Here is a 24183-nt window from a genome sequence, read left to right as displayed (position 1 = left end):
CAGCAGTGAAAGGACTCTCGATCATGCAAGCCAAGCAACTCCTGGGCATCTCCGCCCTTCTTCTCGCCGGCGCCGCGTCGGCCCAGACCGTGCCGGCCGAAGCCTGGGTCGGCGCGCCGATCGCGACCACCGGCAGCACGATGAGCCGCAGCGAGGTCACGGCCGAGCTGCAGCGCTCGATGAGCGTGGCGCGGACGCCGCAGGAACAGTGGGTCGGCACGCCGGCCACCGCCGCCGTCGCCGTCGGCGCGATGAGCCGGGCCGAAGTGCTGGCCGACCTGAGCCTCTACAACAAGGCCGGCCTGGGCGACTATGCACGCATCGACAGCCCCGACGCGGCCGGCCCCGAGTACGCGCGCCGCATGGCCGCCTACCGGCAGGCGCGCAACAGCGATGCCTACATGGCCGAGGTGCAGCGCATCGAAGGCATTCGCGGCAGCGCGGTGGCGAGCGCGCGTCGGAAGAACGGCCCAGCGGCCGAGTGAGCGAGCGTCAATCGTCCGCCAGGCAGGTGCCGGCCGTCCAGCCGTAGAGCCACTCGAGCGCGTCGTAGAAGCGCTCCTGCGGCCGGCCCTTCCACATCTCGTTGCGCACCAGACGCTCGACGCCCTTGGCGTGGTAGATGCGGCCCATCTCGCGCGCCGACAGCACCACGCGTGCCGTGCGCGCGACGCGCGAGCGCTCGTAGAGCACCAGCGCGCGGCCCCAGTCGCCGCCTTCGCGCCGCAGCGCGAGCGCCAGCGTGACGGCATCCTCGCAGGCCATGCAGGCGCCCTGCGCCAGGTACTGATATGAACCATCGGATGCGCGGCATCGCCGAGCAAGGTCGCGTGGCCGAAGGTCCAGCGCTCGATCGGATCGCGGTCGGCTGTGGAGTAGCGCTTCCAGGCTTTCGGAATGCGCAGGATCTGCTGCACCGCTTCGCAGGTGGGGCGGAAGTAGCGCTGCACTTCGGACGGGTCGCCGTCCATCGAGCCCCACTCCTCGGGCCGGTCGCTGTGGAAGGTGACCGCCAGGTTGAACTTGTCGCCGCCCTTGAGCGGGTAGTGCACCAGGTGGCAGTTGGGCCCGACCCAGATGCAGGGCGCTGTGTAGCGCAGCGCCTCGGGGAACTCGGCCGTGTCGATCACCGCGCGGAACACCACGTGGCCCGAGACGTGGATGCCGTCGTCCACGTACTGCTGGCGCACCGCCGAACGCACGCCGTCGCAGCCGATCACGGCCTGGCCTGGCGGCCGCCCTGCGCGTCGATCAGCGTGACGCCGTCGTCGCTCTGCTCGATGTGCACCACCTTGGTCGACGTGAGGAACTCGATGCCTTCGGTGGTGGCCTGCACCCCTTCGAGCAGCGCGCCGTGGATGTCGGCGCGATGGATCACCGTGTACGGGTTGCCGAAGCGCTCCCTGAAGCGCGCATCGAGCGCGATGCCGATCACGCGCTTCGCATCGATGGCATCGAACATCACCATCTCGTCGGTCGGGCGCGCAGGTTCGCGCCGACGCCCAGCGCATCGCAGGCCGCAAAGGCATTGGGGCTGAGCTGGATGCCGGCGCCGAACTCGCCGATGTGGGCGGACTGCTCGATCACCTTCACGTTGTAGCCCTCGCGCACCAGCGCGAGCGCCGCCGATGCCGCCGCCGGCGATCAGCACGGGTCGGCTGTCGAGTGCTGTTTTCATGGCAGTTTGAAAAGCTTGCGCGCGTTGTCCCGGCCGATCTTCAGCCGGTCGTTGTCGCTGATCTCGCAATGGTCAAACCAGCTCGCCGCATCCTCGTGCTTCTCGAAGGGGTAGTCCACCGAGTACATGATGCGCGCTGCCCACTTCCAGCATCGTCGAGAGCAAGGTGGGCGTGCGGAAGTTGCCGCTGGTCGTGATGTGCACATTGCTGCGCAGGTAGTCACCAATCTGCTTCTCGCACGGCATGCCGCGCCGTCCCTTGCGCAAGATGCGGTCGACGCGCCAGATGTTGAAGGGGATGCCTTCGCCGAAGTGGCCGAGGATCATCTGCAACCCGGGATGCCGGTCGAAGAGGCCGCTCGACAACAGCCGCGGCGCGTGGATGCTGGTCTCCACGGCAAAGGCCCAGGTCGGCCCCGTGAGCCAGTGCGCGCCGTCGTAGATCGGCTCGCGTGCCGGCAGCGGGTCGCGCGGGTGCATGTAGAAGGGCTTGCCGAGCGCCGCGGCCGCGGCCCAGAAGTCGGCGAACCGAGGCGCGTCGTAGTAGACGACGGTGCGTTCGTCGCCGACCTGCGAGAAGCCGTTGACCAGGAAGCCGTGGAAGCCGAACTCCTTCACGCAGCGTTCGAGTTCGCGCGCCGCCGCTTCAGGGTCCTGCATCGGCAGCGCCGCGAAGCCGCCGAAGCGTGTCGGCCGGCGCGCCGCCTGCTCGGCCAGCACCTCGTTCGCGCGCCGCGCCACTTCGACGGCACGGCGTGGATCGGGAATGGCCTGCACCGCCGGCGAGTTGAGCGAGAGGATTGCGTATTCGGTACCTCAGGCATCCATCTGCTCGATGCGCTGCTGCTCGAAGTCGAGCAGATTGCTCTTCAGGCCGGCCCAAGACCTCCGGCCGCGCATAGACCTCCGAGTCGCCGATGGTGAGCTCGATTGCGAAATGCTCCTCCAGCGCGATCTTGTTCTTCATCCGCTGTTCACTCCGGCTTGATGTTGAGCTTGTCGAGCACGCCCTGCCAGGTCTTGCGGTCATCGGCGATGTACTGGGCCAGCTGCTCGGACGTGCCCGGGCGCGGGTAGGTGCCGAGCTCGCGCGACTTGGCCACCACGTCGGGCAGGAGCAGCGTCTCGCCCATATCCTTGTTGAGCCTGGCGAGGACGGCCGGGTCCACGCCCCTCTTCGCGATCACCGCGAACCAGCCGTGCGCCACCGCGCCGGGCACCGTTCTGCTGGCCAGCGGAAACTGTTCGAGCCCGGGCTCGGCGCGGTCGCCCATGCTCGCGAGGATGCGCAACTTGCCAGCCTGCACGTTGCCCGCCACCACGTTGTAGGTCTCGACCATCATCTTGGTCTGGCCGCCCAGCATGGCCTGCATCGCCTGCGCGCCGCCGGGGTAGTGCACCTCGAGGAACTGCGCGCCCGACTGCAGCCCGAGCAGCGCTGATGCAAGATGCGGCAACGTGCCACGGCCGTTGTCGGCCACCTCGATGCTCTGCGGCTTCGCCTTGGCAGCAGCGATGAAATCGGCCAGCGTCTTGTAGGGCGAATCGCCCGGCACCGCCAGCATGAAAGGCGCGACCGCGGCCAGCGTGACCGGCACGAAGTCGCGGTTGAAGTCGTAGTTCACGCCCTTGATGGTGCTCGGCGCGACCGAGATCGCCGAGCCCTGCACGAAGCCGAAGGTGGCGCCGTCCGCGGGCGCGGCGAGGATGGCGTTCATGCCGATCACGCCGCTGCCGCCCGGCTTGTTGTCGACGATCACGCCCTGCCCCCACTTCTCGCCGAGCTTGACGCTCACATGCCGGATCAGCACGTCGGGCGCCGAGCCCGCCGGGAAGGGAACGACGAAGCGCACCGGCTGGGCCGGCCACTTGGCCGCAGCGCCCTGCGCATGGGCAAGCGGCGCGGCGGCGCCGGCCGAAAGCGCGAGCAGAAGAGCCGTGCAGCGGGAGCGGAAAAGGTTCATGATTGTCTCTTTAGTTACTTGAATATTCAAGCAATTTGGCGCACTCTATACTTGAATCAGCAAGTATTTGTTCATGAAAACCCTAGTCCAGGATCACGATCTCGAGAAGGCGATTCCCTTCCTGTTGGCACGCGCCGGCGCGCGCATGGGCAATGCCTTCTCCAAGGCGCTCAAGCCCTACGGCCTGAGCCTCGTCGAATGGCGCGTGTGCGCCTCGCTGCAGCACACGCCGGACCAGACGCTTTCCGAGCTCGCGCTGCATTCCTCGAACGACCTGTCGGCGCTCTCGCGCATCGTCGACCGGCTGGCGACGCTGGAACTCGTGCGGCGCGAGAAGTGCGGTACGGACGGCCGCGCGATACGCCTCGCGCTCACGCCGCTCGGCCTCGAGCTCACGCACGAGATCATTCCGCTCGCCAAGCACTACGAAGCCATCGCGCTCTCGGACTTCAGCGCGAGCGAGGTGAAGCTGCTGCGCGAGATGCTGCTGCGCATCTACGCCAACGCGACGCCGCTGGCATAGAGCAGGACGCTCAGGCCGGCGCCACCTGCACCATGGCAGCTTCGGCGCCCTGCGAGATCGCGAAGCGCACAGGCAGGAAGCGCTCGATCACCGCGCAGTTGGTGCGCGTGTGCTGCGTCACTTCGCTGCAGCTGAAGGCCGCGGCTTCCTTGCGCTGCCACACCGCGAGCGCAAGAAGCAGCGCGAGCTGGTCCGCCAGGTGCGACCCGACTGCAGCCCCGCTTTTCTGAAAGGCGCGCACCTCCTTCACCAGCCGATGCGCCACCTGCTCGGCGGAAAGCGTCTTCTCGCCGAAGGCCGTGAAGACCTCGGTGACGTGCTCGTAGGCGAAGACGGCCATGAGCGCATTGCCCGGCCCTTCGTTCAGCCGCACCACACCGTGGCGCAGCTGCTCGACGGACCAGCCCATCGCGCTGCCGAGCGTGCCGAGCTCGCGCACCGCGACATGGCGCGCAAGCCCCGGCGCCAGGCACTCGCCATGTGCCGCCTGCAGCGCACCGCGCGCCAGCAGATCGAAGGGCCTGAGCGGTCCGGCGCAGGGCACGATGGTCGCTTCGACCGCACCGCCCCCGGCCGGATAGAAGCCGCAGCGCTGCAGCACCAGCTGCAGGTCCGCGCCCAGGCGGCGCACCAGCGGTGCAAAGGCCAGGTCGAGAAAATGGAAGGGCGGCGCCATCGGGTTGTGCGTGCCGCCGGCGAGCGAGACGCGGCTCGGCGCATCGGCCAGCAGCAGCGCGGGCAGCACCGTCTGGAGCACCAGCATGCAACTGCCCGCGCTGGCGACCGCAAAGCGGTAGTCGCCGGCGCGCACGGCGCCGGGCACGAAGCGCAGCCGCTGCGAACCGAGCTCGGCGCCCTCGATCTGCGCGCCGCTCAGTTCCACGGCCGCCAGCACGCAGGCCAGGTGCTGGCGCATTAGCCCCGGCTTGGGCCGCCTGGCGCGAATGCGATCGATCGCCAGCGGCTGGCCCGTGACCATCGCGAGCGCAAGGCCGGTGCGCAGGATCTGGCCGCCGCCCTCGCCTTCAGAGCCGTCGAGTTCGATCACTTCTTCTGTCCTCATCATCCTGTTGTTGTTCGAACGCGCATCACGTCACTTGCTTTCCGCGCGCCAGGGCCTTGGCAGCGGCATCGCCCGCAACACGCTCCCAGCTCCAATACCCATGGCCCGCGCGGCCCGCCACAAGCGCCTCGAGCCGCTCGACCTGTAGTGCCCCGCCCCAGCGTCCCATGGTCTCGATGGCGACAACCCGCAGACTCCACCATTTGCTTTCAAGGGCCGCGTCGATCTCGGCCAGCGCCTCGGCATTCGGGTTCGCCGCACCCAGCGTGCGCAGCCGCTGCGTCCGTTCGCGCAGCAGGTTGGCGCCCTCGCCGGCGTTCGCGGGCTGTCGCTGCTCGCAATACGCGCGGCGGCACGCACGGCAACGCACCGCCGTGCTGTCGATATGGCCGTGGATCACTTCGTACCACCACTTCTGCTGCTTGGCGGTCCAGACCTCCTCGATGCCGCAGTCGCGGCAGGTGAAGGCCAGGTCAACATAGAAGGTGGGCAACAGCCCATAGGTGTTGTTGTAGCGCGCCAGCACGTCCTGGTCGGCCAGCTCCATGCCGGCAAGCCGCGCACCGGCGACCAGATGCCGTGCGTCCTGCCCGCTCAGCAGCGCAGCAAGTTTCCCAGCACGTTCGAGGCGCCGCCCCTTGATCTCGGCGCGGCGCTGCTTGTTGCTTTTCATTCGTCGATCCCGTCTGGGCTACCCCTTCACACACACCACCTGCTTGAGCGTGTACACCACCTCCACCAGGTCCTTCTGCGCCTCCATCACGGCGTCGATGTCCTTGTAGGCCATCGGGATCTCGTCGATCACGTCGGCGTCCTTGCGGCATTCCACGCCGGCGGTGGCGGCGATCTGGTCGGCCACGGTGTAGAGCTTCTTCGCCTTGGTGCGGCTCATCTTGCGGCCGGCGCCGTGGCTGCAGCTCATGAAGCTCTCGGGGTTGCCCTTGCCGCGCACGATGTAGCTCTTGGCGCCCATGCTGCCCGGGATGATGCCGAGTTCGCCCGCCTTCGCGCTCACGGCGCCCTTGCGGGTCACGAGCACGTCCTGGCCGAAGTGCGTTTCGCGGCTCACGTAGTTGTGGTGGCAGTTCACCGCCTCCACATGTGCCTCGAAAGGCTTGGCGACGACCTTGCGCGCGGCCGCGACCACGCGCTGCATCATCACTTCGCGATTGGCACGCGCGAACTTCTGGGCCCAGCCCACCGCGCGCACGTAGTCCCCGAAGTACTTGGCGCCTTCCTCGAAGTACGCCAGGTCCTGATCGGGCAGGTTGCGCTGGTGCTGCTCGGCATCCTTCTTCGCGAGCTCGATGAAGTGCGTGCCGATCGCATTGCCCACGCCGCGCGAACCCGAGTGCAGCATGAACCACACGGCGCCCGCCTGGTCGAGGCAGACCTCGATGAAGTGGTTGCCGGTGCCCAGCGTTCCCAGGTGCTTGTGGTTGTTGGTGTTCTTCAGGCGCGGGTAGTCCTCGCAGATCGCGTCGAACTCATGAACGAGCCTCGCCCACGCGGCGTCGGTCTCGTCGGGCGGGGTTTCCCACGCGCCCTTGTCGCGGCCCTGGCGCTTCGGGTTGGACCCATGCGGCACGGCCTTCTCGATCGCGGCACGCAGCGGCCCCAGGTTGTCGGGCAGGTCGTTCGCTTGCAGCGTGGTCTTGCAGGCCATCATTCCGCAGCCGATGTCCACGCCGACCGCGGCCGGAATGATCGCCCTGAAGGTCGGGATCACCGAGCCCACGGTCGCGCCGATGCCGTAGTGCACGTCGGGCATGGCCGCGATGTGCCTGAACACGATCGGCAGGCGCGCCGCGTTCTCCAGTTGCTTTTGCGCTTCGTCTTCGACCGGCACGCCGCGGGTCCACATCTTCACCGGGACGCCGTTCTCGACTTCGTGCAGTTCGTAGTTCTGTTCCATGACTTTTCTCCCGCTCGGGAGGGTGCCGATTGCACCCTCCCCGACTCACGCCACAACGGCGCTTGCCGTCTTGTTCGCGAAGAGTGTGCCAATGCGGAGCAGGCAATGCCAGCAAAGACCAAGTCGTTGATGGAAAAGGATTTTTCTTTGGCGTCCTAAGGACACCGTCGAAGGCAGGCTGCCAGATACTAGAATACTCGCTAGTTTTTTATCTCCATGAAACCCATCGTCGTCATCGGCTTCCTCGGCACCCAGCTCGACGCCGGACAGGGCGCCGGGCGTTGGGAGAAATGGCGCCCCACCGTCTCGCTGACGCAGCACGAGGACATGGTGATCGCGCGCATGGAGCTGATCCATACGCTGCGGCACAAGGCGCTCGCAGAAAGAGTCCAGGCCGACATCGCAATCGTCTCGCCCGAGACCGAAGTGAGATTGGTCGAGCTCGACATCACCGATCCCTGGGATTTCGGCGAGGTCTACACCCGCCTCTACGACTGGGCGCGCGCTTATCCCTTCGACGCCGAGCGCAAGCAGTACTGGACGCACATCACGACCGGCACGCACGTGGCGCAGATCTGCATGTTCCTGCTGGCGGAGTCGCGCGCCATCCCGGGCGTGCTCGCGCAGACCGCGCCGCCCAAGCGGCAGCGCGCCGGCGACCCGGGCGACTGCACGCTGATCGACCTCGACCTCTCGCGCTACGACGCGATCGCGCGGCGCTTCGAAGCCGAGCAGCGCGATGCGGTCGCCTTCCTCAAGAGCGGCATCGCGACGCTCAACCCGCGCTTCAATGCACTGATCGACGAGATCGAGCGCGTCGCCGTGCGCTCGCGCGCGCCGATCCTGCTCGTCGGTCCCACGGGCGCGGGCAAGTCCTTCCTCGCGCGTCGCATGTTCGAGCTTAAGAAGACGCGCCATCAGGCAACCGGCGCCTTCGTCGAGGTGAACTGCGCCACCCTGCGCGGCGACGGCGCGGCATCCACGCTGTTCGGCCACAAGAAGGGCGCCTTCACCGGCGCGGCGGCGGAGCGCGCCGGCCTGCTGCGAAGCGCGCACCAGGGCGTTCTCTTTCTCGACGAGATCGGCGAACTCGGCGCAGACGAACAGGCGATGCTGCTGAAGGCGATCGAGGAGAAGCGCTTCTTCCCGATGGGCTCGGACCGCGAAGTGGAAAGCGACTTCCAGCTGATCGCCGGCACCAACCGCGATCTGCGCGCCGACGTGGCCGGCGGGCGCTTTCGCGAAGACCTGTTCGCGCGCATCAACCTCTGGACCTACGACCTGCCGGGCCTCGCCCGACGGCCGGAAGACATCGAGCCCAACATCGACCATCTGCTCGCGCTCTACGCCGCCGAGAACCACCGCGTGGCACGCTTCAATGCCGAGGCGCGCGCCGCCTACCTGCGCTTCGCGCGCAGCGACGAGGCGCTCTGGAGCGGGAACTTCCGCGATCTCTCGGCCAGCGTGACGCGGCTCGCAACGCTGGCCGACGGCGGGCGCATCACCGGCGAGCTGGTGCAGGCCGAGATCGCACGCCTGCGCTGGCTCTGGAAGCGCGCCGCACCCTCGGGTGGGCAGGATGCGATCGACCTCGGCGCCCTGCTCGGCGCCGAGCGCGAGGCGGAGCTGGACCTGTTCGATCGGCTTCAGCTCGAAGCGGTGGTGCGCGTCTGCCGCGACGCGCGTACGCTCTCGGATGCCGGGCGCCAGCTGTTCCAGGCTTCGCGCGGCCAGCGCACGGTGGTCAACGACGCCGACCGCCTGCGCAAGTACCTCGCCAAATACGGACTCCAATGGAGCCAGCTGGTTTCTGCCTGAGGCCGACCACGCCATGAAACATTTCGACGAGCACAGCACCCGCAGCGCACTGCAGTTGGCCCGCCTGGTGCCCGCCTTGCGCGATGCCTTCGCCGGCGAGGCCAAGGTGCCGCCGCGCCATGTGCATGCCATCGAAGCCGGCGCCGACCGCGGCACGGTGCTGATCATGCCGGCCTGGAGCGATGCGGGCTTCCTCGGCATCAAGACCATCAACATCTTTCCCGGCAACAGTGCGCACGGCCTGCCCGGCCTGCACGCGACCTACGTGCTCTACGACGCACACACCGGCGTGCCGCTCGCGCTGATGGACGGCAACGAGATCACCGCCCACCGCACAGCGGCGGCTTCGGCGCTCGGCGCTTCCTTCCTCGCGCGTTCGGATGCGCGGCGCCTGCTCGTGCTCGGCACCGGCCGCGTCGCGCGCCTGCTGCCGGCCGCGCTTGCCACCGTGCGGGCGATCGACGAAGTGCGGGTGTGGAACCACCGGCCCGAGGGCGCGCAGGCGCTGGCGGCGCAATGGCGCAGCGAAGGCTGGAACGCGCAAGCCGTGACCGATCTCGAGGCCGCCGCGCGCAACGCCGACATCGTGAGCTGCGCGACGCTCGCCACCACGCCGCTCGTTCAAGGCGGGTGGCTGGCGCCGGGCTCGCACCTGGACCTGATCGGCAGCTTCGCGCCGCAGATGCGCGAGGCCGACCCAGCCTGCTTCGCCGGTGCGCGGACCTTCGTCGACACCGACGAAGCGTTGCAGAAGGCCGGCGACCTGCTCGATGCGATCGCGGCCGGCACGCTTTCGCGCGATGACGTGCAGGCCACGCTCGCCGATCTGTGCCGCGGCACGCACTGCGGACGCGCCGACGACAGCGAGCGCACCGTCTTCAAGGCCGTCGGCAGCGCGCTCGAAGACCTCGCGGCCGCCACGCTGGTGTGGCAGGCCGCTCAGCAAGAGCCTTAGTCCAGCGAGACGTTCGCCTTCTTGATCACGTCGCCGAAGCGCCTGGTCTCGCTCTGCACGAACTGGTTGAACTGCTCGCGCGTGGTCGGGAAGGGTTCGTAGCCGAAGCTCTTGAACTTCTCCTGCACGTCGGCCTCGGCCAGCCCCCTCTCGATGTCGCGCTTGATCTTGTCGGTCACGGCAGCCGGCAGGCCCTGCGGCACCGCAATCGCGTTCCAGCCGGTGACCTCGAAGCCCTGCGGCCCGCCAGACTCACCGACCGTCCGCACCTCGGGGAAGGCTGCGACGCGCTTGGGCGCCGCCGCCGCCAGGAGGCGCAGCTTGCCGGCACGCTGCAGCGGACCGGCGGTGGCGCTGGTGCCGAGCGCGAAGGCCAGCTCGCCGGTCGAGACCGAGGTGTAGAGCTGCGTGGTCTCCTTGTAGATCACGTGCTCCATCTGCGTGCCGGTGGCCGATTCGAAGAGTTCCGAGCCCAGATGCACCGGGTTGCCCACCGACCAGGAGCCGTAGTTGAGCTTGCCCGGGTTGGCCTTGGCGTCGGCGATCAGGTCGCCCACCGTCTTGTATTTGCTGTCGGCCGGCACGGTGAAGAAGAAATAGGCCTTGAACAGCGGCAGCAGCGCGTCGAAGTCCTTGTTCGGGTCGTAGGGCAGCTTCTTGAACAGCGCCGGATAGGCCGCGAGGTGCACGTTGTCGAGCACCAGCAGGTCGTGCCCGTCCTTGGCGCCGCGCTTCCAGGCATCGATGGCGATGAAGCCATTGCCGCCGGGCCGGTTCTCGACCACCACCGGCTGGCCCCAGGCGCGCGAGAGCTTGTCGGCCACCAGGCGCGCCACGCCGTCCGGTCCGCCGCCCACCGGGAAGGGCGTGATGATGCGCACCGGCTTGGTGGGGAACTGCTGCGCGCTGGCGGTCGCGGGCATCAGGCTGGCGGCAGCCAGGGCCGCGACCGCCATCAAGGATCTGAAAAACATGGGAAGTCTCCGGAGTTGTAGAAAGAAATTCAGGCGCGGATTCAAGCGGCGGGACCAGCGCGCGCACCGGTCGCCCGCTGCCGCAGTAGGCCCGGCAGCTGGTCGCTTCGGGCGAGTCCGATCAGACGCGTTCCAGGATCACGGCGATGCCCTGCCCCACGCCGATGCACATGGTGCACAGCGCATAGCGGCCGCCCTGCTTGTGGAGCTGATTCACCGCGGTGGTCGCGAGGCGCGCGCCGCTGGCGCCCAGCGGATGGCCGAGCGCGATCGCGCCGCCGTTGATGTTGACGCGCGCGTCGTCGTCCTTCAGGCCCAAGAGGCGCAGCACCGCCAAGCCTTGCGCGGCGAAGGCTTCGTTGAGTTCGATCACGTCGATCTGGTCGAGCGTGAGGCCGGTGAGCTTCAGCACCTTCTCGGTGGCGGGCGCCGGTCCGATGCCCATCACGCGCGGCGGCACGCCGGCCGTGGCCATGCCGACCACGCGGGCGCGCGGCGTGAGGCCGTACTTGGCCGCATGCGCCTCGTCGGCCAGGAGCAAGGCCGCGGCGCCGTCGTTCACGCCGCTGGCATTGCCGGCGGTCACGGTGCCGTCCGGCCGCACCACGCCCTTCAGCTTGGCCAGCGCCTCGAGGCTGGTGTCGCGCGGATGCTCGTCCTTGTCGACCACGATCGCGTCGCCCTTCTTCTGAGGCACGCTGACCGGCACGATCTCGGCATCGAAGAAGCCCGACTTCTGCGCCGCCACGGCGCGCTGCTGCGAGGCCAGCGCCATGCGGTCCTGCGCCTCGCGCTCGATCTTGTAGTCGGTCGCCACGTTCTCGGCCGTCTCGGGCATCGAGTCGATGCCGTACTGCGCCTTCATGAGCTTGTTGACGAAGCGCCAGCCGATGGTGGTGTCGTAGACCGCGTTGGCGCGGCTGAAGGCGCTTTCGGCCTTCGGCATCACGAAGGGCGCGCGGCTCATGCTCTCGACGCCGCCCGCGATCATCAGGCCAGTCTCGCCGGCCTTGATGGCGCGCGCCGCGGTGCCGACCGCGTCCAGGCCCGAGCCGCACAGGCGGTTGATGGTGCCGCCGCCGACTTGCTGCGGCAGGCCCGCGAGCAGCGCCGACATGCGCGCGACGTTGCGGTTGTCTTCGCCGGCCTGGTTGGCGCAGCCGTAGAGCACGTCGCTGACGGCCTGCCAGTCGACGTCCTTGTTGCGTTCCATCAGCGCCCTGAGCGGCACCGCGCCGAGGTCGTCGGCGCGCACGCTCGACAAGGCGCCGCCGTAGCGGCCGAAGGGGGTGCGAACGGCGTCGCAGATGAAGGCTTGATTCGTCATGGTGTGTCTCTCGTCGAAGTTGTCGTCAGATGGTGATCGGCAGGCCGACCAGCTTTTCGAGCTCGGCATGCTCGAGGCCTTCGACCTTGTCGATCAGCTTCAAGCCCGAGGGCGTGCATTCGAGGGTGGCAAGGTCGGAATACACGCGCTTCACGCAGCCGATGCCGGTCAGCGGATAGGTGCATTGGGCGACGACCTTGCTCTCGCCCTTCTTGGTCAGCAAATCCATCATCACCCAGGTCTGCTTGGCGCCGATGGCCAGGTCCATCGCGCCGCCGACCGCGGGGATGGCGCCTTCCTCGCCGGTGCTCCAGTTCGCGAGGTCGCCGGTGGCCGAGACCTGGAAGGCGCCCAGCACGCAGATGTCGAGGTGGCCGCCGCGCATCATCGCGAAGCTGTCGGCATGGTGGAAATACGCGCCGCCGGACAGCAGCGTGACCGGCTGCTTGCCGGCGTTGATCAGGTCATAGTCCTCCTGGCCTTCGGCCGGCGCCGGGCCCATGCCGAGGATGCCGTTCTCGCTGTGCAGGATGACCTCGCGGCCGGCCGGCAGGTGGTTGGCGACCAGGGTCGGCTGGCCGATGCCGAGGTTGACGACGGCGCCGTCGAAGATGTCCTGCGCGACGCGGGCGGCGAGCTGGTCCTTGGTGCGGCGTTGGTAGTTGCTCATGGTCAGGCTGCCTTCTTGAAGCCGCCGGCTTGCGTGGCGACGCGCTCGATCTTGACGATCTGGTGGACGAATATGCCCGGCGTGACGATGGCCTCGGGGTCCATCTCGCCGAGTTCGACGATCTCGTGCACGGTGGCGATGGTGCGGTCGGACGCCATGGCCATCACCGGCCCGAAGTTGCGCGCCGCCTTGCGGTAAGTGAGGTTGCCCCAGCGGTCACCCTGCTCGGCCTTGATCAGCGCGACATCGCCGCGGATCGGGTACTCCAGCACGTATTGCTTGCCGTCGATCTCGCGCGTCTCTCGATCGCCGGACAGCTGGGTGCCGAAGCCGGTGGGGCAGAAGAAGGCGCCGATGCCGGCACCGGCCGCACGGATGCGCTCGGCCAGGTTGCCCTGCGGCACCAGTTCCAGTTCGAGCTTGCCGGAGCGGTAGAGCTCGTCGAAGACGTAACTGTCGGCCTGGCGCGGAAAGCTGCAGATGATCTTGCGCACGCGCCCGGCCTTCAGCAGCGCGGCCAGGCCGGTATCGCCGTTGCCTGCGTTGTTGTTGACGACGGTGAGGTCCGTGGCGCCCTGCTCGATCAGGCCGTCGATGAGCTCGCCGGGAATGCCGGCGGTGCCGAAGCCGCCGATGAGCACCGTGGCGCCGTCGGGGACGCCGGCCATGGCATCGGCGACCGAGCGCGCGATCTTGTTGATCATGGAATCTGTCTCCGGGGGTGGGAAAAAGCGAAACACCCAGGTTGCGATTTGTTCGCATACCGAACAAGTGTTCGTATAATGAATTTTAAGGAAGATCCACCGCTATGGCAACCCACAAGAAGCAGCCCACCGCACCCACACCGGGCGACAGCTACGTGCAGTCCTTCGCGCGCGGATTGCAGGTGATCCGCTCCTTCAGCGCGAGCGCACCGCGCCAGACCTTGAGCGAGGTGGCGGCCGCGGCCGGCCTCACGCGCGCCGGCGCGCGCCGCATCCTGCTCACGCTGCAGACGCTGGGCTACGTCGATTCCGACGGCAAGCTCTTCGCGCTGACGCCGCGCATCCTCGACCTGGGCTTCGCCTACCTCTCGTCGATGCCGATCTGGAACCGTGCCGAGCCGGTGATGGAGGCGCTGGTGCAGCAGGTACAGGAGTCGTGCTCGGCGGCCGTGCTCGATGCCACCGACATCGTCTACGTGATGCGCGTGCCGACGCACAAGATCATGCGAATCAGCCTCGGCGTGGGCTCGCGCCTGCCCGCGTACTGCACCTCGATGGGCCGCCTGCTGCTCGCCGACCTGGACGATGAAGCGGTGCGCGCGCGGCTCGAAGCCTCGACGCTCGAAGCCTTGACGCGCCACACCCTGACCGACATCGACGCCCTCTTTGCCAAGGTCGTGCAGGCGCGGCGCCAGCGCTGGTGCCTGGTCAACCAGGAACTGGAAGAAGGCCTGATCTCGATCGCCGCGCCGATCGTCGACCGCGCCGGCCGCATGGTGGCCGCGCTCAACATCAGCGGCCAGGCCAACCGCACCAGCGCGAAGGTGATGCAGGAGACCATGCTGCCCGCGCTGCTGGCCGCGGCGGCGGAGGTTTCGCGGCTGCTTTGAGGCCGGCGGCTCCCGATGCATGAAAAGCTATGGCGCGCATCTTGCCTCGCTGGCAAAATTCGGCGCGCGCCTACAGCAGGAGGGGTGCGCCTCGTCGCCATCCCGACACATGTCCATGGAAAGCTGGCAAGACCATGTCCGCAGCACCGGTCCAAATTGCGCTCGAGCCGCTGGCGATGCCCGAGCTGCCGCCCGTGCCGAGGGTGAGCATTGCCATCATCTGCTTCAACTACGGCCGCTTCCTGGCCGAGTGCCTGGAGAGCTGTCTCGCCCAGACCATCCCCGCTGACGAAATCGTGGTGGTGAACGACGGCTCGACCGACGACACCGCGGAGGTGCTGGACGGCTATGCGGCGCGCCTGCCCCAGATCCGGGCGATCCATCAGCCAAACGGTGGAATCTGCTCGGCGACGAATGCCGCGCTCGCCGCATGCTCCGGGGACGTGGTGCTCCTGCTCGATGCCGACGACGCCATCGCGCCGGAGCGCATCGAAAAGGTGCTCGCCGCCTTGCGCGGGCGCGTGAACGGACATCGCCCCGGCTGGGTCCACCACAGCATGATGCGCTTCTCCGAGGTGCAGCCCCGTCTGGGCCTCGCGCCCTACTATCCCGGCGGCAAAGGGCCCGAGGGCTGGCTCGCTTCCGAGGCATTGAAGGCCGCCTCGACCCCGGTGCTCGCGTTGACCTCGGCGCTGGCCTTCAGGCGCGAAGTCCTGGCCGCCATCGGCCCGCTGGACTCCGATCGGCTGATGTACCAGGACCTGCAGCTTTGCACTGCCGCCACGCTGCTCAGCCCGACCGCCTGGATTCCCGAACCGCTGACACGCTATCGCATCCACCTCACGTCCATTTCGTCGGGGTCGATGGTCTCGCTGGAGCAGATCAGGAAGACGCTGCAACGTGCCCGCCGTTTCGATGCCTGGCTGCGCAGCCAGCTCGAGAAGATCAGGCCCGGCTCGGCTTCCTTGTGGCGGCCGCTGGACGACCAAGGGGGCTATCTCTGGCTCACCTTCCTCGAACGCTGGCTGTCCGGGGCCGGCAAGGACCTCGGGCTGCTGTGGATGGTGCTGCGCCACCCGGACACCCGCCGGGGGCCACGCCAGTACCGCATCTATTACTACGGCAGCGTGCTGCTTCCCAAGGACCTGTTCGTCTCGTATTCGCGGCTGATCTTCGGCAGCAGCCCCGCCAAACTGATGTTGAGAAAATTCCTGCGCCGCGCTTGATTAGGGCCTGCGAACAGGCCCTAAGCGGCGAACCCGCGCACGGCCCAGGCGCGCGCGCTCAGCGAGATCGCGCCATCGGGCCGGCGCGGCAATGCGGCGCGAATGCGTTCGCGCAGCCTCGACCGATCCGCCTCGTTCAAGGACATCGCATAACCGGGCGCAGGTCCTTGTCCGCCCAGAAACGGCGTCCAGTAGTCGTCGAAGTCGCGAAACGGCGTCGCGACGTCGAAGGGACGCACTTCGACGGCACGCAATCCCGCCTGGACGAACAACGCCTCGAGCGGCGCCGGCTGGCAGAGCGGAAATCGCCGCCCTTCGTCGAGTTCAGCGGCCGCCGGATTCAGCTCGACGGCGGCGTCCCAGAAGTGGCGCATGAGTTCCATCCGGCCGGCGTAGTCCCACACGTACGCGGCCACCGTCCCGCCGGGCTTGACCGCACGTGCCATCCCGGCGACCGCGCGCCCGGGCTCCGGAACGAAGTTCAGCACCAGCGCGGCGACGGCCGCATCGAAACGCCCCGCCTCGACCGGCAGCATCTGCGCATCGCCGACCTCGAAGGACGCGCGCGGATCCGGAATATGGCTGCGCGCATGGTCGACGAAGCCTTCAGAGGCATCGATGCCGAGCACCGAGGCCGGCTGCGCGTGGTCCAGGATGGTCTGCGCGAGGGCCCCGGTGCCGCAGCCGACGTCCAGCCATGCCGACTGCGGCGGCACCCGAAGCCAGGCCAGCAGTTCGGCCGCGACCTTTCGGCTCCAGCGCCCCACGTAGGGCTCGTAGAGATCGCCGGCTGCCCACGTGTCCCTTCGATCCGCCATAGGTGTGCTCCTCCAGGAGATGTCCCAAGAAAGGGATTGTCCGCCTCGCTGGACCTGTTCCGGCAAAGGCGGCATGCGGGAACAGCACGATCCCCTGCCCCATCCAATGGGCACAGGGATCCGACATGCCACCACTTCCATTCAGCACCGCTGCACCGACCTCCGCCTCCGATGCCGAACTGGCCGCTCGCGCTGCGCGTGGCGACATCGATGCCTTCCAGCAGATCATGCGCAGGCACAACCGCCTGCTGTTTCGCACCGGCCGCAGCATCCTGAAGAACGACGAAGAGACGCAGGATGCGCTGCAGGAGGCCTATTTGCGTGCCTGGCGTTCACTCTCCGGCTTCCGGGCCGAGGCGCGCCTGTCCACCTGGCTGGTGCGCATCGTGGTGAACGAGGCGCTGGGGCGGCTGCGCCGCGGTGCCGGTGCCCAGGTGGTCCCGCTCGACGCCGCCATGGATCTGTGTGAAGCGCAAGGAGAAACGTGGATGCACGCGGACGCCGACGAACAGCCTGAGCGCGTGGCCATGCGCGGGGAGATGCGCCGCCTGATCGAGTCCGGCATCGATGCCTTGCCCGAAGCGTTTCGCACCGTGTTCGTGCTGCGTGCCGTGGAAGACATGAGCATCGAGGAAGTGGCGGCTGCGCTGGCGATTCCGGAAGCGACTGTGCGCAGCCGCTTCTTTCGCGCCCGCGGGCTGCTGCGCGAGTCGCTGTCGCGCGAAGTCGATGTCGCGCTGAGCGATGCGTTCGCTTTCGATGGCATTCGCTGCGACGCCATCATCGCGCGCGTCATGGCTGGCATTGGCCAAGCCGGCGTTGCGCGCTGAATCCCCCACACGGGTGCTGCGAAAGGAGCTCCACATGACCACGTCACGTCGTGAATGGCTGGAAGCGAGCGGCGTTGGAACCCAGGTCGGCGCACGAACCGTGCTGATCGCGACCACGACTGCGGTCGCAGCCGCGCTGACTGTCGCGTGCGGCGGTGGCGGGGGTGGAGGCGGCGTCGGTACGGGTGGCGCCGGAGGTCCGGCAGCCGAGCAAGCCGCTCTCGTCGCACAGGGCAAGCAGATCTTCCGCTTCGACACTTTCGGCGACGAAGCCCATTGGACCGGCACGCTGCGGATGCATGAGGTCATCAGTACCGCAGTCAGCCCCGTGACCGCGCTGGCGGTCGGGCTGAAGGTCGACGCCGAGGCGCTGCCGCCGGCCGTGGCGAAGGGCATCCAGGATGGAAGTGTCGATCTCAAGAGTCCCGCCACGACCGTCGCCTTGCTGAAGCTGGACGCTGTGGTCGGCCTCAAGGGCACTGTGGAGACGGTCGGCGGCAAGGATGCGCTGACCCGCGTCGGCGTCACCTGCGCCCTCTGCCACTCGACCGTCGACAATTCTTTCGCGCCGGGCATCGGCAAGCGGCTCGATGGCTGGCCCAATCGGGACCTGAATCCCGGCGCCATCATCGCGCTTTCCCCGGCGGTGGACGCAGCCAAGAAAGCCGTCTATCTCTCTTGGGGCAAAGGCAAGTACGACCCGCGGTTCAACATCGATGGCCTCAACAAGCCGGTGGTCATCCCGCCGGCCTATGGGCTGGAGGGCATTCACAGCGTGACTTTCACCGGCGACGGCGCCGAAATCGCCTACTGGAACCGGTATGTGGCCGTGACCCAGATGGGCGGCCAGGGAAGTTTCTCCGAGCCGCGCCTGAACCTGAGCATCACCAACGGCACCGCAGACCTGGTGACGAACAAGTTGCCCGCATTGCAGGCGTATCAGTTGTCGTTGACGGCCCCCGCTGCGCCGGCGGGCAGTTTCGACGCCGCTGCAGCCGCGCGGGGCAAGGTGGTCTTCGACGGCGCAGGAAAGTGTGTGAACTGCCACAGCGGCGCCCTCTTCACGGATGCCAACTCGACGCTGCATCCCCCCAGCGACTCGATGGCGGAACCGGAAGCGCCGAGCTACGCTTCCCGTTCGGCGACCAGGATGTACCGCACCTCGCCTCTGCGAGGCGTTTGGCAGCATGCGCCCTACTTCCATGACGGGTCAGCCGCCACGCTCGAGGAGGTCGCAGCCACCTACAACACCAGGCGATCGCTGGGCCTCACCCCGCAGGAGATTGCAGATCTCGCCCAGTACCTGAAGTCGCAGTGAGGCGCAGCGGGAGGTGATGTCTCTACGCTGTCTGCCCGGCGATGAACTCGAGGCCAATATCCTCCCGCAGCGGGGGCGTTTGGCCGGCAAGCCTGGCGAGGATGTGGTCGGCGGCGAGCTGACCGATGCGGTAGCGCGGCGATTTGATCGTCGTCAAGCGTAGCGGCACCGCTTCACCGATTTCCAGTCCGTTGAATCCCGCCAGGGCCAGTTGGTCGGGCACCGATATACCGGCAGCCATGCAATGCATGAGGCCGCCCACGGCCATGTCGTCGTTGGAAAAATAGACGGCATCGAGATCCGGGTGCCGGGCAAGCAGTTGCGCCAGACCGGAGCGGCCCAGCAGCAAGGACGACGGCTGGTCGGCGGTGAACCGACCCTGCAACGCGATGCCGCGCTCGGACAGGGCCTGCACGAAGCCTTCCAGACGCTTGCCAGCACGAAGGTCGCGCTCAAGATTGCCGCCGACGTATCCGATGCGGCGTCGGCCGCTGTCGGCCAGAAACTTGCCGATGTCCCGCCCTGCTGCGACGTTCGAGAATCCCACCGCCATGTCGATCGGCTCGCCATCGATGTCCATCACCTCGACCACGGGACTGCGGACCTCGCGCAACATCTGACGGGCGCGCGGCGTGTGTTCGAGCCCGGCGAGGATCCAGCCCGACGGCCGCCATGACTGCATTGCGGCGATGAGCTGCTCTTCCTTCGCGAGGTCGTAATCCGACACGCCGATCACGGCCTGGTAGCCGGCCGCCTCGAAGCGCTCGTTCGCTCCGCGCAGGACCTCCGGGAACACGATGTTGCCCAGCGACGGAATGATCACCACCATCAATCGCGTCCTTGCGGTGGCGAGAGCGCCAGCGAGGCGATTCGGCACGTAGCCGAGTGCCGCCACCGCCGCCTGCACCTTGGCGCGGGTCTCCTCGGAGACGTTCACATGGTCGTGCAGCACCCGTGACACGGTCATGCCGCTCACCCCGGCCAGGCGCGCGACCTCGGACAACGTCACGTCGCCAGAAGATTCCTGTCGTTCATCCATCGGGTATTGAATCCCCTCTCATTTGCTCAGGCCCGGACCCGGCGGCGTCAACGTTCGCCGCGAAGCCCGCCGAGTAGCCAAGCATAGCGGCCACTCTCGATGCCTGGGACTGCAGGCCGCATCGCCGTGGGTCCCGCAATGGGCAGGGTAAATACTGAATTGTTTGCGCTAACAGTCGAGCAAAAATGCAATTGTTAGCGCGAACAACCGGAATGGCCCAGCCTCGAGGTCTCCCGCATTCGCTGCGCTGGACCGCTGCCCGTGGACAACCGATTCACCACACCACCAGGAGACACCCGTGACCACCATTGCCACATCGCCCCATGAGGGGCCCGTCGTCGCCGAAGCCGATCGAACCTATGCGAAGGTGTTCTGGCGCATCGTTCCGTTGCTCATGCTGTGCTACGTGGTCGCCTATCTCGACCGCGTCAACGTCGGCTTCGCCAAACTGCAGATGTCGCAAGACCTGGGCTTCAGCGAGACCGTGTTCGGCCTCGGCGCGGGCGTCTTCTTCGTCGGCTACTTCCTCTTCGAAGTGCCCAGCAACATCCTGCTGCACCGCGTAGGCGCCCGCGTATGGATCGCCCGGATCATGATCACCTGGGGCCTGCTGTCGGCCGCGTTCATCTGGGTCCAGACGCCGACGACGTTCTACGTCATGCGCTTCCTGCTGGGGCTTGCCGAAGCAGGTTTCTACCCCGGGGTGATCCTGTACATGACGTACTGGTACCCGGCCCATCGCCGGGCCAAGATCATCGCCATGTTCATGTCGGCGATTCCGGTCGCGGGCATTTTCGGCAATCCGCTGTCGGGCTGGATCATGGACCTCTTCCAGGGCACCGGCGGAATGCAGGGCTGGCAATGGATGTTCATCATCGAGGCCCTGCCCGCGCTGGTGATGGGCCTGGTCGTGCTGATGTTCCTCGACAACAACATCCGCCAGGCGAAATGGCTCACCGAGCAGGAAAAGCAACTGCTCGAACGCGAAATCGTCGCCGACCAGAAGGGCACGCAAAGCAAGCATTCGATCGGCGCGATCTTCGGTGACCGGCGCGTCTGGCTGATGTGCTTGATCTACTTCTGCTTCGTGATGGGGCAGTACGGCCTGACATTCTGGATGCCGACCCTGATCAAGGCGACCGGCGTGACCGGCAACCTCAACATCGGCCTCTTCAGCGCCATTCCGTTCGGCTGCGCCATCGTGGCCATGAACCTCATCGGACGCAGCGCCGACGCGCATCGCGAGCGCCGCTGGCACCTGGTTGTTCCCGCGATCTTCGGTGCGGTCGGCTTCATCGTTGCGGCTTCGTTCGTCCACAACACCGTCGTCTCCGTTGCGGCCCTCTCCCTGGCCGCTGCCGGAGTGCTGACGTGCGCGCCGCTTTTCTGGTCGCTGCCGACTTCGTTCCTGTCGGGAGCCGCCGCCGCGGTCGGTATCGCGGCGATCAACTCGGTGGGCAACCTGGCCGGGTTCGTCAGTCCCTACCTGGTCGGCTACTTGAAGGATGCGACGCAAAGCACGCAAAGCGGGATGTACGTCCTGGCCGGCACGCTGGTGGTCGGCGCCATCGCGGTGCTGAGAACGCCTGCGCGCCTGGTCAATCGCTGAGGAGAGCCTGATGAGCAACATTGGAGTCATCGGCCTCGGCGCCATGGGTTCCGGAATGGCAAAGTCGCTGCGCCGCGCGGGCCACGCGGTGCACGTGTGTGATGCGCGCCCCGGCGCGGCAGAAGCCTTCGCGAAGGACGGCGGCGTCGCCTGCGCCTCACCCGCCGAGGTAGGCAAGTCCTGCCATGTGGTCATATCGGTGGTCGTCAATGCGCAGCAAACCGAGGAGATCCTCTTCGGCCCGCACGGCGCCGCTTCCGAGTTGGCCGGCGGCAGCGTGTTCGTGATGTGCTCCACCGTCGACCCCAATTGGTCGATCGCACTGGAATCGCGGCTTGAAGCGCTCGGCATCCTGTACCTGGATGCGCCGATCTCGGGCGGGGCGGCCAAGGCCGCTTCGGGCGACATGACGATGATGACGGCCGGCAAGCCCGCCGCGTTCGAGCGCTGCGAGGGACTGCTGGAAGCGATGGCGGCCAAGGTCTACAGGCTCGGCGACCGCGCCGGCAACGGCAGCAAGGTGAAAATCATCAACCAACTGCTCGCCGGCGTGCACATCGCAGCCGCCGCCGAAGCCATGGCGCTCGGCTTGCGCGAAGGGGTCGACGCCGCCTCGCTGTACGAGGTCATCACGAACAGTGCCGGCAACAGCTGGATGTTCGAGAACCGCATGGCCCACGTGCTGAAGGCCGACTACACACCCCTCTCGGCGGTGGACATCTTCGTCAAGGATCTCGGGCTGGTGCTCGACACCGCACGGGCCAGCAAGTTCCCCTTGCCGCTGGCGAGCACCGCCCACCAGATGTTCATGCAGGCCTCGACCGCCGGTTTCGCGAAGGAAGACGACTCGGCGGTCATCAAGATCTTCCCCGGCATCGAACTGCCGAAGGCTGGACGATGAGCGCCATGGTCGCGAAGCCTCTGCTCGGTTGCATCGCTGACGACTTCACGGGCGCGACCGACCTCGCCAACAACCTCGTGCGCAGCGGCATGCGCACCGTGCAGACCATCGGGATACCCGAGGACGAATCTGCCGCGATCGATGCCGATGCCATCGTGGTGGCGCTCAAATCGCGCACCATCGCGCCGGCCGACGCCGTGGCCCAGTCGCTCGATGCGCTGCGCTGGCTGCGCGCCCAGGGCGTGCAGCAGGTGTACTTCAAGTACTGCTCGACGTTCGACTCGACGCCCGAGGGCAACATCGGTCCCGTCACCGATGCGCTGCTCGACGCGCTGTCCGATCTGCCGAACGGCGAATTCACCATCGCCTGCCCGGCGTTTCCGGAGAACCAGCGCACGATCTTCAACGGCCACCTGTTCGTCGGCGAGCAATTGCTCAGCGACAGCGGCATGCGCAACCATCCGCTGACGCCGATGACGGACGCCAATCTCGTGCGCGTGCTTCAGCTTCAGACGAAGCACAAGGTCGGGCTGGTGACCTATGACGTGGTCGCGCAGGGTGCGCGTGCCATTCGCGAGCGCTTTGCGGCGCTGAAGGCCGAAGGTGTCCGGATCGCCGTGGTCGACGCGGTCTCCAACGAGGACCTGATACAGATCGGCGCGGCGGTGCAAGACATGCCCCTGGTGACCGCCGGATCCGGCCTGGCGATCGGCCTGCCGCAGAACTGGCAGTTCAACGAACCCGGTGCGGCAGCCGCGAGGGCCGACAGGCTGCCGCCCGCTTCGGGCCTTCGGGCGATCGTGTCGGGGAGTTGCTCGCAGGCGACGAACGTGCAGGTACTGCACTTCATGCGCAGCGGGCGGGCAAGCTTTGCGGTCGACCCGCTGGCGATCGCTGCCGGCGACGACGTGGTGGGCGAGGCCTTGGCCTGGGCCGGCGAGCACGTACTCGATGGGCCGGTGCTGGTGTACGCCACCGCCGAGTGGGCTTCAGTCAAGGACGTCCAGGCGCAACTCGGCGTCGCACGTGCCGGCGAATTGGTCGAGGAGGCACTGTCAAGCATCGCGCTCGGACTGGTCGAGCGCGGCGTGCGGCAACTGGTCGTAGCCGGCGGCGAGACCTCGGGTGCGGTGGTGCGCGAGCTCAATGTGCGTCAGATGGGCATCGGCCCCCAGATCGACCCGGGCGTGCCGTGGACGGCCGTGCACTCCCCGGCGTGTGCCGGCGAGACGCTGCATATGGCACTGAAGTCCGGCAACTTCGGAACGACCGACTTCTTCACGAAGGCTTTCGATCAGCTGGCGGCATGACAAGCGACGTGCGAGAGGAAATCTGCCGGGTTGGCGCGTCGCTGTTCGACCGCCGCTATGTGCATGGCACGGCCGGCAACATCAGCGTGCGCACCGACAATGGCTTTCTGATCACGCCCACCGATGCATGCCTCGGGCAGCTCGAACCGGTGCACCTGGCCGAGGTGGACATCGACGGCGTTCAAACCGGCGGCGACCCCGCATCCAAGACGCTCGCCCTGCACCGACGCATCTATGCGGCCGACCCGCACGCGCGCTGCGTGATCCACACGCATTCCACCCACCTGGTCGCGCTCTCGCTCGCTGGCGTGTGGAACGCGCACGATATCGTTCCTCCGATCACACCGTACTACGTGATGAAGGTCGGTCACGTTCCGCTGATCCCATACCACCGGCCCGGCGATCCCGCCGCAGGCGACGAAGTGGCACGCCGCATCGTGACGATGCGAGAAGCGGGCACGCCCATCCGCGCCGTGATGCTCGACCGGCTCGGTCCCAACGTATGGCACGGCTCGCCCGCGCAAGCCTGCGCTGTGCTCGAAGAGCTGGAGGAGACCGCGCGGCTTTGGCTGACGGCAAGGCCTCAGCCGCTCTCACCTGAACGTATCGACGAGTTGCGCACCCACTTCGGCGCGCGCTGGTAACACCCCA

The 24183-nt window shown here is 67.4% G+C and carries 25 protein-coding genes and 2 pseudogenes; 12 read left to right on the top strand and 15 right to left on the bottom strand.

What is annotated here, in order from left to right; all coding sequences use genetic code 11:
• Positions 1–23 precede the first annotated feature (23 nt).
• The gene (locus tag ACSQ89_RS05730) at positions 24–485 is read left to right on the top strand and encodes a hypothetical protein (protein WP_093111536.1); all 462 of its coding nucleotides are present in this window, start codon (positions 24–26) and stop codon (positions 483–485) included.
• Positions 486–492: 7 nt separating this feature from the next.
• Here ACSQ89_RS05730 and ACSQ89_RS05725 read toward each other — a convergent pair whose 3' ends face one another.
• The 6 genes and pseudogenes from ACSQ89_RS05725 to ACSQ89_RS05700 all read right to left on the bottom strand — a co-directional run bounded on the left by ACSQ89_RS05725 (position 493) and on the right by ACSQ89_RS05700 (position 3642).
• Positions 493–765: a hypothetical protein gene (locus ACSQ89_RS05725; protein ID WP_436295687.1), complete on the bottom strand. Its 273-nt coding sequence runs from the start codon at positions 763–765 to the stop codon at positions 493–495.
• 92 nt (positions 766–857) lie between these two features.
• A pseudogene (locus ACSQ89_RS05720) lies at positions 858–1511 on the bottom strand (hypothetical protein); the annotation flags it as partial.
• Positions 1462–1611, bottom strand: coding sequence for a hypothetical protein (locus tag ACSQ89_RS05715; RefSeq protein ID WP_436295688.1), 150 nt, complete (start codon positions 1609–1611; stop codon positions 1462–1464). The pseudogene ACSQ89_RS05720 and the gene ACSQ89_RS05715, both read right to left, overlap by 50 nt.
• Before the next feature lie 63 nt (positions 1612–1674).
• Positions 1675–1884: an amidohydrolase family protein gene (locus ACSQ89_RS05710; RefSeq protein ID WP_436295689.1), complete on the bottom strand. Its 210-nt coding sequence runs from the start codon at positions 1882–1884 to the stop codon at positions 1675–1677.
• A gap of 154 nt (positions 1885–2038) precedes the next feature.
• Positions 2039–2398: pseudogene (locus ACSQ89_RS05705) on the bottom strand (amidohydrolase family protein); the annotation flags it as partial.
• A gap of 254 nt (positions 2399–2652) precedes the next feature.
• Positions 2653–3642, bottom strand: coding sequence for a Bug family tripartite tricarboxylate transporter substrate binding protein (locus ACSQ89_RS05700; RefSeq protein WP_436295690.1), 990 nt, complete (start codon positions 3640–3642; stop codon positions 2653–2655).
• 73 nt (positions 3643–3715) lie between these two features.
• Here ACSQ89_RS05700 and ACSQ89_RS05695 point away from each other — a divergent pair, with 73 nt between their 5' ends.
• Positions 3716–4165 carry a MarR family winged helix-turn-helix transcriptional regulator gene (locus ACSQ89_RS05695; protein WP_436295691.1) on the top strand — a complete coding sequence of 150 codons (450 nt, stop codon included), beginning with the start codon at positions 3716–3718 and terminating at the stop codon, positions 4163–4165.
• 10 nt (positions 4166–4175) lie between these two features.
• Here ACSQ89_RS05695 and rtcA read toward each other — a convergent pair whose 3' ends face one another.
• From rtcA to ACSQ89_RS05680, 3 genes are read right to left on the bottom strand one after another with little or no spacing between them, the layout of a single operon-like run.
• On the bottom strand, positions 4176–5213 hold the full coding sequence (gene rtcA, locus ACSQ89_RS05690; protein ID WP_436295692.1) for an RNA 3'-terminal phosphate cyclase: 1038 nt from the start codon (positions 5211–5213) through the stop codon (positions 4176–4178).
• Between the two features lie 40 nt (positions 5214–5253).
• Positions 5254–5901 (bottom strand): zinc-ribbon domain-containing protein, encoded by a 648-nt coding sequence (locus ACSQ89_RS05685; RefSeq protein ID WP_436295693.1) that lies wholly within the window; start codon positions 5899–5901, stop codon positions 5254–5256.
• An 18-nt stretch (positions 5902–5919) separates the two neighbouring features.
• Positions 5920–7143 carry an RtcB family protein gene (locus tag ACSQ89_RS05680; protein ID WP_093111545.1) on the bottom strand — a complete coding sequence of 408 codons (1224 nt, stop codon included), beginning with the start codon at positions 7141–7143 and terminating at the stop codon, positions 5920–5922.
• Positions 7144–7359: 216 nt separating this feature from the next.
• Between ACSQ89_RS05680 and rtcR the strand changes: the two genes are divergently transcribed.
• Both rtcR and ACSQ89_RS05670 read left to right on the top strand, forming a co-directional pair.
• On the top strand, positions 7360–8961 hold the full coding sequence (rtcR, locus tag ACSQ89_RS05675; RefSeq protein WP_436295694.1) for an RNA repair transcriptional activator RtcR: 1602 nt from the start codon (positions 7360–7362) through the stop codon (positions 8959–8961).
• A gap of 13 nt (positions 8962–8974) precedes the next feature.
• Positions 8975–9916 carry an ornithine cyclodeaminase family protein gene (locus tag ACSQ89_RS05670; protein WP_093111549.1) on the top strand — a complete coding sequence of 314 codons (942 nt, stop codon included), beginning with the start codon at positions 8975–8977 and terminating at the stop codon, positions 9914–9916.
• On the opposite strand, the gene ACSQ89_RS05665 is transcribed toward ACSQ89_RS05670, so the two are convergent.
• The 4 genes from ACSQ89_RS05665 to ACSQ89_RS05650 all read right to left on the bottom strand — a co-directional run bounded on the left by ACSQ89_RS05665 (position 9913) and on the right by ACSQ89_RS05650 (position 13591).
• Positions 9913–10890, bottom strand: coding sequence for a Bug family tripartite tricarboxylate transporter substrate binding protein (locus ACSQ89_RS05665; protein WP_436295695.1), 978 nt, complete (start codon positions 10888–10890; stop codon positions 9913–9915). The genes ACSQ89_RS05670 and ACSQ89_RS05665 overlap by 4 nt on opposite strands.
• A gap of 121 nt (positions 10891–11011) precedes the next feature.
• Positions 11012–12217, bottom strand: coding sequence for a 3-oxoadipyl-CoA thiolase (gene pcaF / locus ACSQ89_RS05660; RefSeq protein ID WP_093111551.1), 1206 nt, complete (start codon positions 12215–12217; stop codon positions 11012–11014).
• Between the two features lie 25 nt (positions 12218–12242).
• Positions 12243–12887, bottom strand: a complete 645-nt coding sequence (locus ACSQ89_RS05655) for a 3-oxoacid CoA-transferase subunit B (protein ID WP_093111553.1) — start codon at positions 12885–12887, stop codon at positions 12243–12245.
• A 2-nt stretch (positions 12888–12889) separates the two neighbouring features.
• Entirely contained in the window at positions 12890–13591 is a 702-nt protein-coding gene (locus ACSQ89_RS05650; protein ID WP_093111555.1) for a 3-oxoacid CoA-transferase subunit A, read from the bottom strand.
• 104 nt (positions 13592–13695) lie between these two features.
• Between ACSQ89_RS05650 and ACSQ89_RS05645 the strand changes: the two genes are divergently transcribed.
• Positions 13696–14481: an IclR family transcriptional regulator domain-containing protein gene (locus tag ACSQ89_RS05645; RefSeq protein ID WP_093111557.1), complete on the top strand. Its 786-nt coding sequence runs from the start codon at positions 13696–13698 to the stop codon at positions 14479–14481.
• 176 nt (positions 14482–14657) lie between these two features.
• The gene (locus tag ACSQ89_RS05640; RefSeq protein WP_436295696.1) at positions 14658–15707 is read left to right on the top strand and encodes a glycosyltransferase family 2 protein; all 1050 of its coding nucleotides are present in this window, start codon (positions 14658–14660) and stop codon (positions 15705–15707) included.
• 20 nt (positions 15708–15727) lie between these two features.
• Here the strand turns inward: ACSQ89_RS05640 and ACSQ89_RS05635 are convergent, their stop codons facing one another.
• Positions 15728–16525, bottom strand: a complete 798-nt coding sequence (locus tag ACSQ89_RS05635; RefSeq protein WP_436295697.1) for a class I SAM-dependent methyltransferase — start codon at positions 16523–16525, stop codon at positions 15728–15730.
• Between the two features lie 125 nt (positions 16526–16650).
• On the opposite strand from ACSQ89_RS05635, the gene ACSQ89_RS05630 reads away from it, so the two are divergent.
• Entirely contained in the window at positions 16651–17355 is a 705-nt protein-coding gene (locus ACSQ89_RS05630) for an RNA polymerase sigma factor (protein WP_436295698.1), read from the top strand.
• Positions 17285–18673, top strand: a complete 1389-nt coding sequence (locus ACSQ89_RS05625) for a c-type cytochrome (RefSeq protein WP_436296138.1) — start codon at positions 17285–17287, stop codon at positions 18671–18673. The genes ACSQ89_RS05630 and ACSQ89_RS05625 overlap by 71 nt, the downstream gene beginning before the upstream one ends.
• A 22-nt stretch (positions 18674–18695) precedes the next feature.
• Here ACSQ89_RS05625 and ACSQ89_RS05620 read toward each other — a convergent pair whose 3' ends face one another.
• Positions 18696–19712 (bottom strand): LacI family DNA-binding transcriptional regulator, encoded by a 1017-nt coding sequence (locus tag ACSQ89_RS05620; protein WP_093111565.1) that lies wholly within the window; start codon positions 19710–19712, stop codon positions 18696–18698.
• 298 nt (positions 19713–20010) lie between these two features.
• Here ACSQ89_RS05620 and ACSQ89_RS05615 point away from each other — a divergent pair, with 298 nt between their 5' ends.
• From ACSQ89_RS05615 to ACSQ89_RS05600, 4 genes are read left to right on the top strand one after another with little or no spacing between them, the layout of a single operon-like run.
• A complete protein-coding gene (locus ACSQ89_RS05615; RefSeq protein ID WP_436293719.1) occupies positions 20011–21321 on the top strand; it encodes an MFS transporter in 1311 nt (436 codons plus the stop codon).
• Positions 21322–21331: 10 nt separating this feature from the next.
• Positions 21332–22222, top strand: a complete 891-nt coding sequence (ltnD, locus tag ACSQ89_RS05610; protein WP_093111567.1) for an L-threonate dehydrogenase — start codon at positions 21332–21334, stop codon at positions 22220–22222.
• Positions 22219–23532, top strand: coding sequence for a 3-oxo-tetronate kinase (gene otnK / locus ACSQ89_RS05605; RefSeq protein WP_436296137.1), 1314 nt, complete (start codon positions 22219–22221; stop codon positions 23530–23532). Before ltnD ends, otnK begins: the two co-directional genes overlap by 4 nt.
• On the top strand, positions 23529–24176 hold the full coding sequence (locus tag ACSQ89_RS05600; RefSeq protein WP_093111569.1) for a class II aldolase/adducin family protein: 648 nt from the start codon (positions 23529–23531) through the stop codon (positions 24174–24176). Before otnK ends, ACSQ89_RS05600 begins: the two co-directional genes overlap by 4 nt.
• The last annotated feature ends 7 nt before the right edge of the window (positions 24177–24183 follow it).

The sequence above is a fragment of the Variovorax sp. LjRoot175 genome (assembly GCF_964253805.1).
GTDB lineage: Bacteria > Pseudomonadota > Gammaproteobacteria > Burkholderiales > Burkholderiaceae_C > Variovorax.
Note: the sequence above shows the minus strand (reverse complement) of the source record. Positions and strands in the feature narration are given on the sequence as shown.

Coding starts and splice junctions, on each gene's coding strand:
- ACSQ89_RS05620 (WP_093111565.1), bottom strand. CDS start 19,712: ATGGATGAACGACAGGAATCTTCTGGCGACGTGACGTTGTCCGAGGTC.
- ACSQ89_RS05640 (WP_436295696.1), top strand. CDS start 14,658: ATGCCCGAGCTGCCGCCCGTGCCGAGGGTGAGCATTGCCATCATCTGC.
- ACSQ89_RS05685 (WP_436295693.1), bottom strand. CDS start 5,901: ATGAAAAGCAACAAGCAGCGCCGCGCCGAGATCAAGGGGCGGCGCCTC.
- ACSQ89_RS05710 (WP_436295689.1), bottom strand. CDS start 1,884: ATGTGCACATCACGACCAGCGGCAACTTCCGCACGCCCACCTTGCTCT.
- ACSQ89_RS05650 (WP_093111555.1), bottom strand. CDS start 13,591: ATGATCAACAAGATCGCGCGCTCGGTCGCCGATGCCATGGCCGGCGTC.
- ACSQ89_RS05700 (WP_436295690.1), bottom strand. CDS start 3,642: ATGAACCTTTTCCGCTCCCGCTGCACGGCTCTTCTGCTCGCGCTTTCG.
- ACSQ89_RS05695 (WP_436295691.1), top strand. CDS start 3,716: ATGAAAACCCTAGTCCAGGATCACGATCTCGAGAAGGCGATTCCCTTC.
- ACSQ89_RS05630 (WP_436295698.1), top strand. CDS start 16,651: ATGCCACCACTTCCATTCAGCACCGCTGCACCGACCTCCGCCTCCGAT.
- pcaF (WP_093111551.1), bottom strand. CDS start 12,217: ATGACGAATCAAGCCTTCATCTGCGACGCCGTTCGCACCCCCTTCGGC.
- ACSQ89_RS05635 (WP_436295697.1), bottom strand. CDS start 16,525: ATGGCGGATCGAAGGGACACGTGGGCAGCCGGCGATCTCTACGAGCCC.
- ltnD (WP_093111567.1), top strand. CDS start 21,332: ATGAGCAACATTGGAGTCATCGGCCTCGGCGCCATGGGTTCCGGAATG.
- ACSQ89_RS05730 (WP_093111536.1), top strand. CDS start 24: ATGCAAGCCAAGCAACTCCTGGGCATCTCCGCCCTTCTTCTCGCCGGC.
- ACSQ89_RS05680 (WP_093111545.1), bottom strand. CDS start 7,143: ATGGAACAGAACTACGAACTGCACGAAGTCGAGAACGGCGTCCCGGTG.
- ACSQ89_RS05665 (WP_436295695.1), bottom strand. CDS start 10,890: ATGTTTTTCAGATCCTTGATGGCGGTCGCGGCCCTGGCTGCCGCCAGC.
- ACSQ89_RS05725 (WP_436295687.1), bottom strand. CDS start 765: ATGGCCTGCGAGGATGCCGTCACGCTGGCGCTCGCGCTGCGGCGCGAA.
- ACSQ89_RS05600 (WP_093111569.1), top strand. CDS start 23,529: ATGACAAGCGACGTGCGAGAGGAAATCTGCCGGGTTGGCGCGTCGCTG.
- otnK (WP_436296137.1), top strand. CDS start 22,219: ATGAGCGCCATGGTCGCGAAGCCTCTGCTCGGTTGCATCGCTGACGAC.
- ACSQ89_RS05670 (WP_093111549.1), top strand. CDS start 8,975: ATGAAACATTTCGACGAGCACAGCACCCGCAGCGCACTGCAGTTGGCC.
- ACSQ89_RS05655 (WP_093111553.1), bottom strand. CDS start 12,887: ATGAGCAACTACCAACGCCGCACCAAGGACCAGCTCGCCGCCCGCGTC.
- rtcR (WP_436295694.1), top strand. CDS start 7,360: ATGAAACCCATCGTCGTCATCGGCTTCCTCGGCACCCAGCTCGACGCC.
- ACSQ89_RS05645 (WP_093111557.1), top strand. CDS start 13,696: ATGGCAACCCACAAGAAGCAGCCCACCGCACCCACACCGGGCGACAGC.
- ACSQ89_RS05625 (WP_436296138.1), top strand. CDS start 17,285: ATGGCATTCGCTGCGACGCCATCATCGCGCGCGTCATGGCTGGCATTG.